The organism is Vibrio sp. (assembly GCF_984391705.1).
The window spans coordinates 84,553-101,809 of the sequence record NZ_CFHWOM010000005.1 but is presented as its reverse complement, the minus strand read 5'-3'; the positions used below and the strand labels follow the sequence as shown (position 1 = coordinate 101,809).

The window sequence follows — 17,257 nt, the reverse complement described above, 5'->3', positions numbered from 1 at the left end:
ACCTAATGACAAGGATTGATAACAATGAAAAAGTTCGTGAAACCTCTTTCTCTTATTACGCTTGCTGTACTTGCTTCTAGCCCGGTCGCAGCCATGACCGAAGGTGAGATTACTATTTGGATCAATGGAGACAAAAGCTACGAAGGTCTCGCACAAATCGGTAAACAATTCGAGGAAGATACAGGGGTTAAGGTGATCGTCCAACACCCTGAATCATTAGAAGCACGATTTGAGAAAGTCGCAGCAAAAGGTATGGGGCCAGACATCATATTTTGGGCTCACGACCGATTTGGTGGCTACGCAGAAGCTGGGCTTTTAAAGGAGATCAATCCAAGTCAAGAGTTTAAAGACAAGCTAGTTGACTTCAGCTGGGACGCTGTAACTGTCAACGGTAAGCTAATGGGTTATCCAATGGCTATTGAAGCACCATCCCTTATTTACAATAAAGATCTACTTCCTGAGCCTCCAAAAACATGGGAAGAGCTTGCTGAGATCCACAAGAAAATGCAGGCACAAAACAAGACCGCCATTATGTGGGATGTGAAAAATGCCTACTTTACTTGGCCTATGATCTCATCTGGAGGCGCTTACGCATTTGAGAAAGTCGATGGTGGCTACAACGGAGCTAAAACTGGCGTAAACAACGAAGCGGGCTTGAAAGGCTTACAGTTCCTGGTTGATATGGTCAAGCAAGGTGTCGTCAATCCAGATATGGATTACTCGGTTTCAGAAGCCGCGTTCAGTAAAGGGGAAGCAGCGATGACCATCAACGGACCATGGTCTTGGGGCAACCTAGACAAGATGGGAGTAAATTACGGTGTCGCTGTACTGCCTACGCTAAACGGTGGCAAAGGGAATCCTTTCGTTGGTGTGCTAAGTGCAGGCATTAATGCGGCGAGCCCAAATGGTGACTTAGCCGTTGAGTTCCTTGAGAACTACTTGTTCGTTGATGAATCTCTGAAGATTATGAACGATGATAAACCATTAGGCGCAGTGACATTAAAAACCTTCCAAAACGTTCTCGAAAAAGATGAGCGTATCAAAGCCACGATGACCAATGCTGAAAATGGCGAAATCATGCCAAATATTCCACAAATGACCGCATACTGGTTCGCAGAAGGTGCTGCAATTGACAATGCAATGCAAGGAAAGCAAAGCGTGAAAGAAGCGCTAGACACCGCAGCTAAGCAGATAGTCAACTAACAGCTCAATCAATCCACTGTATTTCATTGATCCCACTCGTAGCTACTATGGCAGCTGCGAGTGGTAAGTCCTTTTGTTCGATATTTCCCGGAGGTTAGCCTCCGGCTTTTTTTGTGATGAGATCAATCAATGCTGATGTGGGCTCTGTTATCGCACCTACTTTAGTGTATATCCCCACTTGACCCAACTGTTCCTTGTTTAACCAAAGAGGCACAAGACCTCGTCGCTCAAGCTGATCGACCATTTTAGCTGTGTAGGGCATGATTGCGTCACTCATTTTCACCATATCAATACTTGCTGAAAGCGAGTCTAGCTCATAGATCACCCGTGTTTCTTGCGCTGCGACCGTAAACAGTTCTGCGCCCTCTTCCGTCAGCACATCACCGTGACGAGCATGATCCGGCGTCACCTTTAACAGCGGATAGTTCAACGCCGATTCTTCAATATCCATTTGACCTAGCAGAGGATGATTAGGTCGTACATACCATGCTTCGTACTCTTGAAACAAGGGGATAAACCGGACGCGGTAGCGGCTATTGATGGCGTTGACCTCATGCCCTACAAATAAGTCGATTTCATCGTTGACTAGGTGGTGTAGCATAGATAAGCCGTTACCAAACTCAATATGCATTGAACTCGCTGGATACTGCTGGCAAAACTGCTCGATTGCCTCAGATGCAAAGCAATCCCACCAAGCTTCACCAACCCCAAGCTTCACCTTACCACCACTTCTTAGCTTCATATCGGAAAGTTGGTGCATCATTTGGCTATGTTTTTCTTGCACCTCTTGTACGTAACGGAAGTAAACCCAGCCATACTCTGTCAACTCAACACCTTTAGAGCGACGAATGAAAAGCTCCGTACCTAACTGCTCTTCCAGTTTTTTTATCGCCGTCGTGAGTGACGGTTGGCTAATGAAAAGCTTGTCGGCAGCGGCCTTAATGCTGCCTTGACGAGCAACCTCATAAAAATAACGGTATTGTTTATCCATTTTCTATATCACAGCTATGATTGACCGAGTCAGATTAGCGTTTGGTATTGATTTTTTCTATAACTCAATTCAAAGATTCAATTATTTTTGTCATTAATTGTTGGGTATAGTCGCGGTTAGATTCTGCTTCATTTAATAGGTATTAAAGATGGAACAACGTTGGTGGCATAACAGTGTCGTGTATCAAATCTATCCTCGCAGTTTTTGCGACTCTAATGGTGATGGTATTGGTGATCTACAGGGCATAATCAGTAAGCTTGATTACTTAGAAAATCTCGGCGTCGATGTTGTGTGGCTATCACCAGTCTACCAATCCCCGATGGATGATAACGGCTACGATATTTCCGATTATCAGGCAATCGCCCCTGAGTTTGGCACTATGGACGACATGCGTGAACTGCTTGAAAAAGCCAGTGAACGCGGCATCCGTATTGTAATGGATCTCGTGGTTAACCACACTTCTGACGAGCACCCTTGGTTTGTCGAAGCCAAACAGAATCCAGACAGTGAATATCGTGACTTCTACATCTGGCGCGATGCAAACCCTGACGGAAGCGCTCCTAGCGAATTGGGTTCTATCTTCGGCGGCAGTGCATGGCAATGGGATGAGGACAACCAACAGTACTTCTTCCACCTTTTCTCTAAACGTCAACCGGACCTTAACTGGGAAAACAGTGCCGTTCATGACAAAGTATTTGCAATGATGAATTGGTGGATAGACCAAGGCATTGGAGGGTTCCGCCTCGATGTTATCGACCTAATTGGTAAAGAGGTAGACAAAGGCATCACTGGAAACGGTGAAAGACTACACCCTCTATTGCAAAAAATGAATCATGCAACCTTCGGTGATAAGGACTTACTCACGGTAGGTGAGACTTGGGGAGCAACACCAGAAATTGCAAAACTTTACAGCAACCCAGCACGTAATGAATTATCTATGGTGTTCCAGTTTGAGCACATCACCCTGACATGGCAAGACGGTGACAAGTGGCAACCTAAGCCGCTAGACCTGATTGAATTCAAGAAAGTGCTGACTAAATGGCAAGTCGAGCTGAAAAATGAAGGCTGGAACTCACTGTTTTGGAACAACCATGACTTACCACGTGTCGTCTCTAAATATGGGTGTGAAAACGAGTACCGAGTGCAATCGGCCAAGATGCTTGCGACAACATTACATTTCATGAAGGGAACACCTTATATCTATCAAGGTGAAGAAATCGGCATGACTAATGTCGCATTCGACACACTTGAGCAATACAAAGACATTGAAACACTCAACTTCTACAAAGTAAAAACTCAATCCGGCATTAGCCATGAACACATGATGAGTGCAATCCATGAAAATGGCCGTGACAACGCTAGGACGCCAATGCAGTGGAACAGCGCCAACCATGGTGGATTTACTCAGGGTACTCCATGGATTGAAGTGAACCCTAACTATCCAGAAATCAATGTTGAAAAGGCGCTAGAAGACAACGAATCGATTTTCTATCATTACCAACAGCTCATCAAACTACGCAAAACGCATCCTGTGATCGTTTACGGTGATTTCATTCCATTACTTGAAAGCCATAACAAGGTATTTGCGTATGAGAGGAAAGATGACAACGAGCATATCGTCGTGATCAACAATTTCAGTCGAGACTCATTTGAAATCACTCTGCCAGAGCACTTAGTTGGTAAAACATGCGATACTCTGATAACCAATACTGAAAGTTTCACAAAGCTACCCGATACCTATCGATTAGCACCATACGAATCATTTTCAATTAAATTAGGTAGTTAGCTCTAATTCATTATGAGCGCATTTATGCGCTCATAATCTTCTTATCGCCACCCTTCACTTTCTTTTTCTCCATTGGCAATAATCATGATAATCTCTGCGCACTTTCACGCAGTGAACTTTGTTGTCTAATGGTTTATTGATAATGAACACGAACGCTCTTTCAACAAGCAAGCAACCCTTAACCACACATCTAAGCATATTTATAGCGATTCTCGCTTGCTTCCAACTCTCGTCACTATTTGTCGTTGAGCCACTCAACTTTCAAGTCGTTTCATTTGTTAGTGCCGTTATGACGGTCAGCTTTCTGAAATATCGTTGGCAAGTGTTTCCAACCATCGCTGCTGCACTTTTTATTTACTACTTCGGAAGTGGCCGTGATCTCGTTACCTCCCTAACATTTGCCATCACAATGCCACCTTTGCCATTGGTTGTGGCCCTAGCCTTCCACAAAGTTTGCCAGCAAAGAAAAAACATCACGCCTTACCAGCATATGGCCACCTTTTTTTTGTTCTATGGCGTTGGCTTTCCCATACTGAACGCTCTCAAGCTGATTACCCTGAACTCACTAGTTGCCGATTTGGCGGTATCACCACAGTTCCTATTTTACTCTTCAATAAGCAGTGCCTTGACCCAGCTGCTGCTCACACCTCTCATTTTGTTTGCCACCTACGCATTGAGTAAAAATCAGGCTCACCGATACGTTTCGCTAGATAACGAGTTAAGAGCCAGTAATAGTAGTAAGTGGTCATTCACCATCTGGCTGAGCTCCTGCCTTACTTTGATAACAATCGCTTTGTTTTCACAAGAGCCTTTAGCCTTGATAACTATTTGCTTGGTCGTATTTCTAATTGTCACGACGGGAATTGGTAAGCATGGCGTGCTACGTCCATTAGGTATCGGAGCTATGGTCATCCTATTGATGGTTTATGTGGGTGTACAGAGGGCCAACGAGTCAGGCCTTGAAGAAAGATTCTATGGCCTTCTAATGATGCTTATGCTGATTACCGCGCTCAGCTACCTCATAGCTGGGTACGTTTTGCAGCATCATGAAATGTTAAAAACCCAGATCCGCGCTGAACGAATCGATCCATATACTGGCCTGTTCAACATAAAACAGCTAGAAGAAGACATATCTTCGCATCAAGACATCGTATTGGTTTACCTAGATTTAGTGCCGACTTTATCCAAACTAGGCGATATCGGCCATGAAGGAAAATCTCAGCTTATTGGTCAGATCCAAACAGAGCTATTGGAAAGTGACTCGTTAATTCGACGTTGTTATAGACCGCCATACACATTAGGTATTCTGGGCTTTATGGTCACAGGCAATGAAGTAGACCAAGAGCTGACCAAACTCACACGTATGTTGCAAGATTTCCAGTTTTACTGGAAAGGAACCTCCATTTCGTTGGTCGATCCGACACTGCACTGCATCAATGTCTCCCGAGATCAGAATATCCACGATTTGATCTCGCACCTTTGTGGTCAGCCACCGATTACCGATACCACCCTAAACTGGGTCGAAGAGCCCGCGTTCGAGGGTAAAGTTGATAAGCTGAGTTACATCCAAAAGGCGTTTAAGTACGATTGGTTTGAGCTAAACTGCCAACCTTACCTCAAACTCAACTCAATCTCTCAAGCATACAGTTTTGAGGTACTGCTGCGTATACGCCCAAGCGATGGAGTGCGGTTGACCCCAGCAGAGTTTTTCCCGCTGGTAAACCAATTTGGTCTTGAAACTCAGTTGGATAAGTGGGTGGTATTCCACACCTTTAAGATGTTAAACGAACAGGTAAGTGACTGGAGTAAAATCGATAAATGCGCGATTAACTTAACCGCTAAATCGCTTGGTGTTGCCCATTTGGCCAACGATATATTAACGAGTGCAGCACAGTTTAATATCCCATTACAAAGAATCTGTTTTGAGATCACGGAATCTTCCGCACTACAGAATGAGCAGCAAGCAATTGAAACCATTACGACGCTTCGAGAGGCGGGCTGTAAGATTGCGTTAGATGACTTTGGTACCGGCTACGCGAGCTTTGCTTATCTGCGACGCCTACCGCTTGATATTCTGAAAGTAGATGGCGAATTTGTACGAGAGCTACCTGAAAAAGAGTCTGACCGATTAATTGTCAGCTCCATTAGCAAAGTGGCCAAAGAGATTGGACTAGAAACCGTGGCGGAGTTTGTTGAAAGCCACGCTCATATTGAAATTCTTAATGATCTAGGCATTACTTACGCTCAAGGGTTTGGAGTAGCGAAACCAAGACCACTCATTGATTTCTTACACGAAATCGCCCCAGCATAACAATAAGGGCATGTACACCATGCCCTTAATCTTAGCTACGCTACCTAAAACAAATATTACCAACTGCTATTAAACTTCACCTGCATAGCTCGGCTGACCGGCAGCTTTTCACCACCGACGAGTACCACCATTTTACCGGTGAACTCTTTCTTTACTTTTTCAATAGCGGAAACGTTAACGATAGTCGAACGATGAACCTGCCAAAACTGGTCAGGGTCAAGCTGAGTAAGCAACTCTTTCAAAGACGTTCTGAGTAAGTATTCAACTGTCTTTCCCTGCTCTTTTTTATACAAACAAACGTACTTATCTTCCGCTTTAAAGTAGAGAACATCAGAAGTCGAGATTAGGTGGATGTCCTCACCTTTACTCGCTCGAATCCAATTGAGGTAGTTCGGAGTTTTCTGCTCAGCGAGCTGCTGCATCTGCTGGAAAAGTGCCTGCATATCTGGAGCAGTCGATAAAGGCGCATCGCTAAATCTTTGCTTAAGCCGAGATACACATTGCTCTAGTCGACTTTCAGATAGAGGCTTAAGCAAATAGTCCGCAGCATTATTTTCAAAAGCTTGCACCGCATACTCATCATAAGCTGTAACAAACACAATGATCGTGTTCCTACCTGCCTGCAATAACTGTTTGGCCACTTGCATTCCATCGCATTTAGGCATTCGAATGTCCAAAAAAGCGATGCTTGGCTGGTGTATTTCAATGAGTTCAAGCGCCTGTTCACCGTTTTCCGCTAGCCCTTTAATCTCGAGTTCAGGCCAAGCGTCAGCTAACGCTTTATCTAGGTGAAAGCGAAGTAAAGGCTCATCATCCGCAATAATTGCAGTGATAGGGGCTTGGCTCATAATTCATTCTCCAATCTGTTCATGGTTAACTCGGTAAGGCTCCCAATGGAATAGATACCTTCGCTTTTACGCCGCCAGCCTGGGATTCCAGCAGAGACAAGCTTGCGTTGGAGCCAAAGAGTGTTTTCAGGCGCTGCTGAGTATTTTCTAAACCAACACCGTGTCCCGACTTACCTAGCCCGCTATTCATACCGACTCCGGTATCAATGACCTCGATAATCAAGTCTGATGGGCTTTGCTTCACAGAGATACTAACGCTTCCGCCATCGACCTTTGGCTCAATTCCATGTTGAATCGCATTTTCAACCAAAGGCTGAAGGACCAAAGGAGGCAGACTTACATCTTGAACTAACTCGTTATCAATAGAATAACTTAACCGACTGCCTAAACGAATCTGCTGAATCGCAAGATAAGCATCAACCATCTCAAGTTCAGTGTTGAGAGACGAATACTCCTGGCGACTCGACTTTAGAGTACCTCTGAGTAGGTCCGTAAGTTTTTCTAACATGATTTGTGCTTGCTTAGGGTCTTGTTCGATCAACACACTCACGTTAGCCAACGTATTGAACAGAAAGTGCGGTTCTATCTGGCTTTGTAGCTGTTTTAGTTGGCTCAATACCATCGCCTTTTCATGTTCACTCTGCTTACGTTTGGCAATTTCCGCTTCTTTTTGCGCAATCAGTTTTTGCTCATGGGCATAGAAAAACACAAAGCAAGTACAAGTAAAAACAAAACCAAGAATGACAACCGGTTTCAGCTGACTCAAAGTGGCAAAATCATCATACTTTTTAAGTACGTAATAAGCATTTACCGACCCCAAACACATCGACCCCGTTAAGGACATAACCGTAACCAAGCGCTCGGAAATCGAAGGCATTAACAGTGCGATCAAATGTGCACTGCCCACCGCACTATAGCCATAACCTAAGCTGATCAACAAATGTTCCTCATAACTGCTCGGCCAAATGGACTGAGTGACAAAGGCAATTACGAGACAGAATAGTGAAGTTACAATCAAGCTTCGAATAGAGTCTTTGCCATGACGCTTCAAAGTCTCACTCATTAGAATCTCCCTTTAAGGTTGATAAAAATCATACGCTTATCAGATAAATTTGCATATACGGACTCTTTGCTTCCCGTCATAAAACGGAGCGCCGTCTCAATATTCAGCGACGAATCACCGGAATCATAGGCTTGATAGTCTAGCCATTGGGTTGCGATTAAGCCTCCGTCTTGTGGAGAGTAAAGAAAGTCTGCCGTTGGCGTAAATTTGTTTAACCACAAATAATCTTGCGACCACTCCCATTGGCTCCATGCGCTAGAATCTAGGCTCCAATGGAGCATCATGTTATGAGCAACTAAATTGGCGTGATTTAAGCCTTGTGCATAAGAAAGCGATAATGGCTGAGTTAAGTCCGATTGGTTAAGTGTTCGAGCGCGTTCAAAAGCTTGATCCCATTCAGAGCTGCTCCAGCTCCGGTTGTCGAACCAGTATTCAAGAATAACATTGTTACCAACCTCGTTAGCCCAGTTAAGACCCGTCAAAAACTGAAAACCATGCTCATCACGCTTAATCTCGACGGGCTCGTTTAGTTCCCCTTGTTGGTAGGACAGATATTGCTTTTGATACACAGCAGATGAGTGAATCGCCCAAGCAGAATCAAGCACAGTGACAAAAGAGCCACCGACTAAACCATGCCTGACGTCATCATAATAGGCCAACAACTGGTACTCGCTGTCGCCGATGAACGCATATCGCCTTAGGCCGACTCCTTGCTGTTCAGTTTGCTCTTCTAATTCACTCCCATCTTGTTGGGTATAGTTTGAGTTTGAATAAACCAAGCTCCAATCACCAAGATCATCGAAGTGAGAAACCATAGCGGTTAATGTCCCTTCTTCCACTTGAATACCCACCGGATTGCGACGATAAGGTTTAAAAACATCCAATGGGCGATAACCATAGCCGACTCCCCAATCAAGACGCATTTTCCCCAGAGTAATATCCAGCGACACATCCGCTACAGTCGCTCCTCCTTGCCAAAACAGCTCCTGAGCGATCAGCTCTCCCTTATATTCAGAACTATCTGAGTTGGTGTAGACATCACTCCCCTTTACCGCAAATAAACCTGTCCACTGGTAGGCCCTGAGCTCGACATCAATCACAGCATCTAGCGCTTGAGTTTGATGTTGCTCTGCTGATCCAATCAACACAGAATCTTGATGAACGGTTGAACTGCCGCTCAACGTCCAGTCCCATTCCAAATTGATTTCGCTAGCGAACGCAGGTATCGCAATCAAACTCGTAATTATGGTCAATGCTGTCTTCATTTCACAGCTCCGACACTGCGTTACGCGTCAAGTAAGCTGGGTTATAGTACTTATCATCTAACGTTTTAGGGGTAATCTGTTGATACCTGATGACCGTCTTCTTCGCTGGTTGAATCTTATCGAGTAAAGTCATCGAAACCACACGGTTTTCCCCACTGAGTTTTCCTCCCTCAAACCATGCCTGCTTAGCCAATTTGCCTGAACGTAGATAGAGATCGGCTTTGATTGGAAAATCGTTATTGGCGTCTAGCCAAAGGTCGATGCGGTGATAACTTGCTCCCTTAGTTGTCGAACGTAATCGAAGCTGGTTAGTAATCTTCTGCTGGCCTTCAAGGTTGAGGGTTTCTTCCGAAACATAGGTTGCATGGTAATCTTTACTCCATGTCAGAGTAGAAATATCTCCGACCGACGCCTCTCCTAGTAGTTTTTGCATCGCGGTTATTCGGATAGGACGACGACTCTTTGGCATGACCAGCCAATAATTATCACCGAGCATCAACATTTTTTGCCCTTGCTCAACTTGAGATTTGAACACCACTAGGGACTCTCTATCTTCTCGAGTGTACACGTGATATTCGCGCGTTTTATCTAGTTGACCGTTTTCGTATAACGCCACTTCGGAAACAACTTTCGCCGCATCATAACCTTGGCGAAAGTTATCAGCATTCAGTACCATCTGCTTCACATCCAAAGGCTTTGACTGCGCACTTAACGCCTGACTAAACAGCAACACTGATAAGACACCGAGTTGTTTAATGAGATTACACATAAGTTAGTGCCTCCGTAATTGGTTTGTTTACCCCTTTGCGTGCTGACAGCCAAGCGGCAGTAATGCAGATCAATGCCACACCCAAGGTACATGCAAGTACAAGCTCAAATGAGAAATAGATAGTCAATGGATAGCCCTCAGTTCTCCCGGGAGGAGGTGGCATTTGAACATCAACAACCATCAGCAACAGGGCTGTTAACGCGCTTAGCACACCACCGACTAACGAACCAATAACCGCTAGCAGCCCCGCCTCTTTAACAAAACCGGAGACAATTTCTCTTGGGTATGTGCCTAGTGCAGATAAGGTCCCGATCTCTCTGGTACGCTCGGTCACCGACATCGTCATGGTATTGAACAGTGCCACGAATACCACCAGCGCCATTACCGCTCCCATAATGCCGAATATGCGGTCATATAAGTCCTTCACTTTGCTGTAGAAGAAAGCGCGGTCTTGCCAAGGTGTTAGTTCTACTTCTTGGGCTAGCTCCATCTTTGATAGTGTCGCATCAACCCAATTTTGTATTTGGAGAGTCTGCTTAGTGTCGAACAAGAACACCGACAAGGTGCTCACTTTGTCTGAAGACAAAAGGTCTTGGGCCGATTGAATGTGCAAGTAAAGCTGTCTCTTATCTAGCTCCGGGACACCGGTTGAATATATGCCACGAACTTTAAAGTCCAAGGCATTCAGAGCGCCGTCACTGGTTGTTGCCAGTAGTGTCACCCAGTCGCCAATAGATACTTTGAGGTTCTTGGCCAGATCCAAACCCAGCATGACTTCAGGTTCGTCTGAGTTATAACGAGGTGAACGGACATTAGAGAGTGTTTTACCTTCTCGCACATCGAGAAAAGGACCTTTCATATCAAATTCACGATCGTTAACACCAGAGCCAACAAAAATCGTCGATTTATTACCATTGGAAATCAAGCCATTGAATTCGATTCGAGGTTGTATGCCGCGTATTGTTTTGTTGACAATTAAGCGCTCAGAGATAAGTGCGCTGTCGGCAAGGCCATTTTCCAGCGGCATCTCCTCATCCATTTCAAAGTAGCCAGGTTGACTGATGGTAATGTGGCCCGTCTCACGAGCGGTAGACTCTTTTAATGAGTCGTATGTATAAAGCCCGAAACCACCAGCAGATGTGAGTGCAAACACCGCAATAGCAATAATTAGCACAGACAGGACACTTCGGCGGCGATTACGTTGTAGGTTGAGAAACGCAATACGTACGGAAAGTGGGATTAACTTGCCCATTTCATCGCCTCCTTACTGATTTCACCATCCACAAGGTCAATCGTTCTATCGCAGTGCATGGCCATGCGCGCGTCATGCGTCGCGACAACAAAGGTGGTGCCCATTTCGTGACCTAACGATTTCATCATTTCCACCACAACCGAAGCCGTGTGACTATCCAGACTTGCCGTTGGTTCATCTGCGATAACCATTTCTGGCTGGTGAACCAATGCGCGAGCAATTGCAACTCGTTGTTGCTGCCCCCCAGAGAGGTTATCTGGCCTATGTTCAACGAACTCGCTGAGCCCCACACGTTCTAGAATTTCTAGCGACTTCTGTTTTTGCTCAGTGAGCGACAATCCGTTGAGCATTAACGGGTATGCGACGTTCTCCCAAGCAGACATGACAGGAATTAGGTTAAAACGCTGAAATACGAAACCCAGTTTAGAACGGCGATACTGAGCGGCGACCATAGGATCACGAGGGTAAGCCTTACCAGCCAGCTCAATATTACCTTGGTAATTCATTTCCAGTAGCCCAAGTACATTTAGCAAGGTACTTTTCCCAGATCCAGAAGGACCACAAAGTGCCACCATTTCACCTTGATTGATGCGCCCACTCACTCCCTTTAATGCGTCAACTGTCTGCTGACCAAGCTGGTATTGCTTGCTGATATCCTTAAACTCCAGCATAACGCCTCCTTAAGCTGCTTGTTCAATGATGGCTTGCGCTTGCAATGTTAAAGGGTGCTGACTGTTCTTCTGCTGCATTTCCTTTAACCATTCATTAGCTTGCTGAGGCTCTTGCGCACGTAACGCTGCTCGGATTGCGTACAAATAGATCCAAGAGGTAGCATCGTAATGCTGGTGTTGGAATTGTTCATCAGCCAACAGGTCTAGGTATAAATCGTACCCACGCTCGAAGTGATTAAACATGTCTGGCAGCGAAGTAAAAGTCGCTGCGGCAATGGCTTGAGCAAGAAGAGATTCAGGTAGACCTTGGCGGATCTGCTGCTCATGAATAGGTGTCGCATCGTTTTGTAGTAAATCTAAGCCTTTTGCTATCGTCGCAAGCCCTTGCTCTGTGTATTTCATTTTGTTCCAAGGCATAAAGGCATCGCGGCCCTTCAATGTTTCCGTACTACCCAAATAAACCAAACTCAGCGGATCGGCGCCTTCTTTGGCAATCGCATCTTCCAAGGTTTGGTACACCACCTGTACGGCCTCTTCATCTCCTTCCGCCGCCTGATTGTATTGGTTAATAAGAGCATCGCTAGGCGCAGCCCAGACGTTAAGCGTTACTACGGTTGAAATCAGCGCAAAGATTGTTAACTTTTTCATCGACTTGTTCCCTATTCCTTGATTTGACCATGTTAGATTAGATTCAAACGGATCGTTAATCTGCGGTTTGCGACAAACGGAATATTCACGGACTAAATGGTAAATATGCGGAGTAAACGGTTATTGTCTAAGCGAACGCGTCACTAATTGGTAGAATTACAATTAAAGGGTGGTTAAAGTAGCGACCAATATCAAAGGGTGCTATCACACTAGATTCAGGACATGAAGTATGATTGATGACAACAAAGTAATTGATAACCTAAAAGATCTTGAAACGTTTCTACTTAGCGTTGAAAGCGGTGTACTAGGGTTGCAGAATGTAGCGGGTGTTGCCTTAGCGACGCAAAACTCAACGGGTCGACACTTTGTCGCAGTGCTAGATGACAAGCACCAGCTGCTTTTAGGTCATTGGGTTACCGATGAAATCTTTGAAACTGGCCAAGAAATGGTTCGCCATGGTGTGCGAAAAAAGCACTAATCAATTGAAATATATGGCTCACTTCATGTGAGCCATATTGCTATACGAGCGAGAGTTGACACTAACCCCTTAAGGCATCACGCCACGTCAATCCAATCACTAACAATCGTCAATGTAGACTGCTCAAAGTCGATTTCTAGCTCACAACCAAGTGGAGTAACAAGCATAGGATGAGTGTGGCAACTGTCGAAACCCGACACAATTGGCACCTCTTGACCATTCAAAACTTCCAACAACACATCCAATGGTTGCCTTCCCGTTCCTTTGTCGTCAAACAATTCGTGTTTCCCTAAAATGATGGCTGATATTTTATCAAACACGCCGCAAGCCTTAAGATGACTGAATGAACGTTCGACATCCGCAATGCCTTTCAAACAGTCCTCAACCAGCAGGATATCTCCCACTTTAACTTCTGGCATATAAGGGCTGCCCCAAATACCACTCATCGTATTTAAGTTACCGCCAATCACGCGTCCACTCACTACACCAGAGCCTAAGAACTGCCAATCATTCGGCTGGACAGGCTTAGCTTGCGCTTGACTCTCCCAGTCAATCATTACGTCGGTCCAGTTTTTCGGCATTGTGTATGAGTATGGAGCGCTTGGCTCACTGTCCTCAGTTACAAGTAAGTCAGCAAAGGACTGATACGTTTCGTCTACTAGTGGAGGGAATTCACCGAACGACGCCACCAGCGCCGGACCATAAAAGGTAATTAATCCAGTTTGAGCATAGATGCCCATCAGAAGCGCCGTGACATCTGAATAACCAATAATAATCTTAGGATCACGTCTTAAAGCTTCATAATCAATGTAGGGCAACATCGCGTTGCTGTTACAGCCACCAATCACCGACATAATGCAACGAACTTGCGGGTCACGGATTAACTGATTGAGCTCCTCAGCTCTCTCTTGAATACTCCCAGAACGGTACCCATCACTTTGACCCGTTAACATTCCTGCCTTTAAATTGAACCCTTTGCGACGCAAATAAGACTTCGCACGCTCAAATCGATTAGGTGCGAATACAGTCGCAGGAGAGGAAGGGGAGAAAAAACCAATGGTGTCACCCGGTTTAAGCGCTTTTGCTTTTAACATGATCAAATCCTTGATTAATAGAGCAAACTTAGGCTCCTTAACATACTAAACATAAGCTACTGATAATCATGGATAAGCACAAGCATTTACTGAACAATGACGCGCTAGACATCCTCAGGCATAACCAGTTGGTTGCGACCTTGGCTTTTTGCTTTGTAAAGGCACTCATCTGCCGTCGAAAACGCGCGTTTAGACACCTTAAGACCCTCCAGCATATATGGCTCGCTTGCACCAACTGAAATGGTTACGTTGAGCTTCTGCTGGTTTACCTCGTAGCTTTGGCTCCCAACAGCGTTGATCAAAGCTTGAGCTCGAAGACGATAATGTTCTCCATCTTTCAACACAATCAGAAACTCTTCACCGCCCCAGCGAACGATAAGCTCATCTTCTTCTAATTGAGAAAGCAGCCTTGACGCCGTTTCTTTTAACACGCGATCACCGAACTCGTGCCCATATTGATCATTGATTGACTTGAAGCGATCAAGATCAATCAGCGTGACACGGTAGACTGCTTTACTGTTTAACAATACCGGTCTGTTTAATTCCTGCTGATATAAACGACGGTTTCCTACCCGCGTTAAAGGGTCTTTGAAGGAGAGATCGTGCAGGTACTGGCTGCGTTTACGTTCTGCAAGCCAGCGCAACACCAACCAGACAACAATGAGTAACACCACCGCCAACCACAAATAAAGAACTCGAACACGTTGCTCTGTTAATCCCTGCTCTAGCTGAGTGAGTTTGTTTTGCACATCAAGTAGATCACGCTCTTGCTCTAACTCTTCAAACTCAAAAGCCGTTTCTAGGTTATGAATTTCTTTTAGAATTTGGCGATGCTCTTTTTCGTGGTAAGTCTGGTACACAGCCAAGGCTTCTTTATATTCTCCGCGCTTTTCTAAGATATCCGCTAATACGAGATGGCTTCGAATCAACCAGCGCTTATGCTCGATTTGAACAAACGTCCAAATACTCTCGACAATGGCTTCATGCGCTTTATTTACCTTGCCCGAGTCTTTCAACGCTAACGCATATTCCAACTGACAAATGCCTTTTTGCTTAGGGTACTTATCTATTGATTGAACTTTAATACACTGCTGAGCTACGTCGATCGCCTTTTCGGGTTTACCTTCAAGTAGCAACAACCTCGCTTCCGATTTTAAACGGATAACCCGATAATACTCGGGCGTTTGCTCGCTGATGTATCTGAGTCCTTTGTCAAACGCTTCACGAGACTTACCTATCTCACCAAGCTGATTGTAAATAAACGATTGGTTCATCAATATCACCAGTAACGTTTCTGGTTCAGCATATTTTGAGTTCGCATAGAGCAATTCTGCTCGGGTCAAATACTCGAGTGAACGTTGCCATTGCTCCGAATGTACATACAACAGACCCAAATTATTGTTAAAACGAGCATTGAGCTCACTCTCTGGGTACTTAGCTCCTAGTTTAATACCTTTATTAAAGAACTTTTGGGACTGCTTGAGTTGGTTGTTGGCGTTGTACAAAATTCCGGCGGTGTTATACGCCTCTAACAACAGAAACTCTGCCTGGATTCGCTCGGCAAACTCGATAGCATCAGTTACTGTTTCAATTCCTTGCGTGTAGGTACCGCGTTTAATGTCTCTATAAGCACTTTCTATTTGTAACTTAGCAAGCAACCAGCTCAAACGATGCGCTTGGGCAATTTTGTTAAGTTGAGAGTCGATGCTTTCTAGGGTGTCTGGCTCCCTTTTAGCAGCAATTCTACGAATCCAAAGTGAATAAACCTGCTCAATAACTTCCGGTGGACGCGATAGATTGGCACGCCAATGCTCGAGCTTCTCTAACGCTTGTTGGGGATTAAGGTTAGCGGATTGATAAATTTCGATTAACGGATGTTTTGCATTAATCGCCAACAATTGCTGTTTTGGCGTTAATACATTGGACGTGTTGGAAGATAAAGCTACTTTTTGGGGTTGAAATAGGAACGCCTCTAGGGTCACGACAACCATTAAAGAAAGCGCCATTAGAACTAACGCTGTGGTAGCTTTTTTGAACATTAAGTTGACCCAAGACCGATATTACCTTCACTTCTTAGAAATTATACAGGAGTTAGCGAGTTTTCATAAACACGCTTGATAATAAGGTATTCAATCTATGCGATACGCGTAACCGACATCAAGTCCAACTATGCGCACAAATGGCTATCACGACGCTTTCTCTATCACTAAGTAGGTGTGCAACTCAGGAAACTGATCAAACTCTAAGTGACGAATCACACAACCGAGTTCAATAAACAGTTGAAGAAAGCCGTTAGTTCCGAGCGAGGAGTAATAGACTTGCGGTCCCATAAAGTCATTTTCATGATCGCCAGCTTGGTCTGTGCCTCCAAACGAAAAAATGAACACGCCACCTGGGTTTAGCGCGTCGACGATCTTAGTGATGACATTTTGCTGCTCTGTAAGCGGGATATGCCAAATGCTATCCCACGCGGTAATAAAATCATATTTCTCAGTGAGTGTATGCTGGCAAATGTCCCCATGGTGAAACTGAATGTGTGGGTTTCTTTTCTTCGCCAACGCGACCATTTGGCCCGAAACGTCTAGCCCTTCTGGCTCGAAGCCGTTTTCTTGCAACAGGTCAATAAAGCGTCCTGTACAGCCGCAACCGATATCAAGCGCTTTACCTCTCCCTTTTACAAAGCTGATTGCTTTTTGGTGGGCTGCGATACCATTTTGTCGATCAAATGTCTCACTCTGCCACATATGCGTAATTTGATCGTACGCTTGACCGATCTCACTTGGTTTCATCGCCACCTCAATTTCATTACTACAAAATAGAGAATAACCATAGTTACTCAAATGGAAAATTACAACCTTTATATTTATGAATTTAATAT

At 44.8% G+C, this 17,257-nt stretch carries 15 protein-coding genes; 4 read left to right on the top strand and 11 right to left on the bottom strand.

What is annotated here, in order from left to right; translation table 11 throughout:
- Window positions 1–24: 24 nt before the first annotated feature.
- Window positions 25–1,203, top strand: a complete 1,179-nt coding sequence (malE, locus tag AC4MRV_RS05990) for a maltose/maltodextrin ABC transporter substrate-binding protein MalE (protein ID WP_491186516.1) — start codon at window positions 25–27, stop codon at window positions 1,201–1,203.
- A gap of 94 nt (window positions 1,204–1,297) precedes the next feature.
- On the opposite strand, the gene AC4MRV_RS05985 is transcribed toward malE, so the two are convergent.
- Complete coding sequence (locus AC4MRV_RS05985) at window positions 1,298–2,194, bottom strand: LysR family transcriptional regulator (protein WP_491186515.1); 897 nt, start codon at window positions 2,192–2,194, stop codon at window positions 1,298–1,300.
- 148 nt (window positions 2,195–2,342) lie between these two features.
- Here AC4MRV_RS05985 and AC4MRV_RS05980 point away from each other — a divergent pair, with 148 nt between their 5' ends.
- Window positions 2,343–3,980 carry a glycoside hydrolase family 13 protein gene (locus AC4MRV_RS05980; RefSeq protein ID WP_491186514.1) on the top strand — a complete coding sequence of 546 codons (1,638 nt, stop codon included), beginning with the start codon at window positions 2,343–2,345 and terminating at the stop codon, window positions 3,978–3,980.
- A 142-nt stretch (window positions 3,981–4,122) separates the two neighbouring features.
- Entirely contained in the window at window positions 4,123–6,291 is a 2,169-nt protein-coding gene (locus tag AC4MRV_RS05975) for a sensor domain-containing phosphodiesterase (RefSeq protein ID WP_491186513.1), read from the top strand.
- Window positions 6,292–6,347: 56 nt separating this feature from the next.
- On the opposite strand, the gene AC4MRV_RS05970 is transcribed toward AC4MRV_RS05975, so the two are convergent.
- From AC4MRV_RS05970 to AC4MRV_RS05940, 7 genes are read right to left on the bottom strand one after another with little or no spacing between them, the layout of a single operon-like run.
- Window positions 6,348–7,139 carry a LytR/AlgR family response regulator transcription factor gene (locus AC4MRV_RS05970; RefSeq protein WP_491186512.1) on the bottom strand — a complete coding sequence of 264 codons (792 nt, stop codon included), beginning with the start codon at window positions 7,137–7,139 and terminating at the stop codon, window positions 6,348–6,350.
- Window positions 7,140–7,164: 25 nt separating this feature from the next.
- Window positions 7,165–8,202 carry a sensor histidine kinase gene (locus AC4MRV_RS05965; RefSeq protein WP_491186511.1) on the bottom strand — a complete coding sequence of 346 codons (1,038 nt, stop codon included), beginning with the start codon at window positions 8,200–8,202 and terminating at the stop codon, window positions 7,165–7,167.
- Entirely contained in the window at window positions 8,202–9,467 is a 1,266-nt protein-coding gene (locus AC4MRV_RS05960) for a hypothetical protein (protein ID WP_491186510.1), read from the bottom strand. Before AC4MRV_RS05960 ends, AC4MRV_RS05965 begins: the two co-directional genes overlap by 1 nt.
- 1 nt (window position 9,468) lies before the next feature.
- Entirely contained in the window at window positions 9,469–10,236 is a 768-nt protein-coding gene (locus tag AC4MRV_RS05955; protein WP_491186509.1) for an outer membrane lipoprotein-sorting protein, read from the bottom strand.
- Window positions 10,229–11,488: an ABC transporter permease gene (locus AC4MRV_RS05950; RefSeq protein WP_491186508.1), complete on the bottom strand. Its 1,260-nt coding sequence runs from the start codon at window positions 11,486–11,488 to the stop codon at window positions 10,229–10,231. The genes AC4MRV_RS05955 and AC4MRV_RS05950 overlap by 8 nt, the downstream gene beginning before the upstream one ends.
- Window positions 11,476–12,159, bottom strand: coding sequence for an ABC transporter ATP-binding protein (locus AC4MRV_RS05945; protein WP_491186507.1), 684 nt, complete (start codon window positions 12,157–12,159; stop codon window positions 11,476–11,478). The genes AC4MRV_RS05950 and AC4MRV_RS05945 overlap by 13 nt, the downstream gene beginning before the upstream one ends.
- Before the next feature lie 9 nt (window positions 12,160–12,168).
- Window positions 12,169–12,807, bottom strand: a complete 639-nt coding sequence (locus AC4MRV_RS05940; RefSeq protein ID WP_491186506.1) for a hypothetical protein — start codon at window positions 12,805–12,807, stop codon at window positions 12,169–12,171.
- A gap of 229 nt (window positions 12,808–13,036) precedes the next feature.
- Between AC4MRV_RS05940 and AC4MRV_RS05935 the strand changes: the two genes are divergently transcribed.
- On the top strand, window positions 13,037–13,285 hold the full coding sequence (locus AC4MRV_RS05935) for a hypothetical protein (RefSeq protein WP_491186505.1): 249 nt from the start codon (window positions 13,037–13,039) through the stop codon (window positions 13,283–13,285).
- A gap of 77 nt (window positions 13,286–13,362) precedes the next feature.
- Here the strand turns inward: AC4MRV_RS05935 and AC4MRV_RS05930 are convergent, their stop codons facing one another.
- The 3 genes from AC4MRV_RS05930 to AC4MRV_RS05920 form a co-directional block, all read right to left on the bottom strand.
- On the bottom strand, window positions 13,363–14,379 hold the full coding sequence (locus AC4MRV_RS05930) for a S66 family peptidase (protein ID WP_491186504.1): 1,017 nt from the start codon (window positions 14,377–14,379) through the stop codon (window positions 13,363–13,365).
- A gap of 104 nt (window positions 14,380–14,483) precedes the next feature.
- A complete protein-coding gene (locus tag AC4MRV_RS05925; RefSeq protein ID WP_491186503.1) occupies window positions 14,484–16,418 on the bottom strand; it encodes a tetratricopeptide repeat-containing diguanylate cyclase in 1,935 nt (644 codons plus the stop codon).
- Between the two features lie 147 nt (window positions 16,419–16,565).
- On the bottom strand, window positions 16,566–17,168 hold the full coding sequence (locus tag AC4MRV_RS05920; RefSeq protein WP_491186502.1) for a class I SAM-dependent DNA methyltransferase: 603 nt from the start codon (window positions 17,166–17,168) through the stop codon (window positions 16,566–16,568).
- Between the last annotated feature and the right edge of the window lie 89 nt (window positions 17,169–17,257).

Coding starts and splice junctions, on each gene's coding strand:
- AC4MRV_RS05935 (WP_491186505.1), top strand. CDS start 13,037: ATGATTGATGACAACAAAGTAATTGATAACCTAAAAGATCTTGAAACG.
- AC4MRV_RS05960 (WP_491186510.1), bottom strand. CDS start 9,467: ATGAAGACAGCATTGACCATAATTACGAGTTTGATTGCGATACCTGCG.
- malE (WP_491186516.1), top strand. CDS start 25: ATGAAAAAGTTCGTGAAACCTCTTTCTCTTATTACGCTTGCTGTACTT.
- AC4MRV_RS05965 (WP_491186511.1), bottom strand. CDS start 8,202: ATGAGTGAGACTTTGAAGCGTCATGGCAAAGACTCTATTCGAAGCTTG.
- AC4MRV_RS05970 (WP_491186512.1), bottom strand. CDS start 7,139: ATGAGCCAAGCCCCTATCACTGCAATTATTGCGGATGATGAGCCTTTA.
- AC4MRV_RS05920 (WP_491186502.1), bottom strand. CDS start 17,168: ATGAAACCAAGTGAGATCGGTCAAGCGTACGATCAAATTACGCATATG.
- AC4MRV_RS05985 (WP_491186515.1), bottom strand. CDS start 2,194: ATGGATAAACAATACCGTTATTTTTATGAGGTTGCTCGTCAAGGCAGC.
- AC4MRV_RS05955 (WP_491186509.1), bottom strand. CDS start 10,236: ATGTGTAATCTCATTAAACAACTCGGTGTCTTATCAGTGTTGCTGTTT.
- AC4MRV_RS05930 (WP_491186504.1), bottom strand. CDS start 14,379: ATGTTAAAAGCAAAAGCGCTTAAACCGGGTGACACCATTGGTTTTTTC.
- AC4MRV_RS05950 (WP_491186508.1), bottom strand. CDS start 11,488: ATGGGCAAGTTAATCCCACTTTCCGTACGTATTGCGTTTCTCAACCTA.
- AC4MRV_RS05975 (WP_491186513.1), top strand. CDS start 4,123: ATGAACACGAACGCTCTTTCAACAAGCAAGCAACCCTTAACCACACAT.
- AC4MRV_RS05980 (WP_491186514.1), top strand. CDS start 2,343: ATGGAACAACGTTGGTGGCATAACAGTGTCGTGTATCAAATCTATCCT.
- AC4MRV_RS05945 (WP_491186507.1), bottom strand. CDS start 12,159: ATGCTGGAGTTTAAGGATATCAGCAAGCAATACCAGCTTGGTCAGCAG.
- AC4MRV_RS05925 (WP_491186503.1), bottom strand. CDS start 16,418: ATGTTCAAAAAAGCTACCACAGCGTTAGTTCTAATGGCGCTTTCTTTA.
- AC4MRV_RS05940 (WP_491186506.1), bottom strand. CDS start 12,807: ATGAAAAAGTTAACAATCTTTGCGCTGATTTCAACCGTAGTAACGCTT.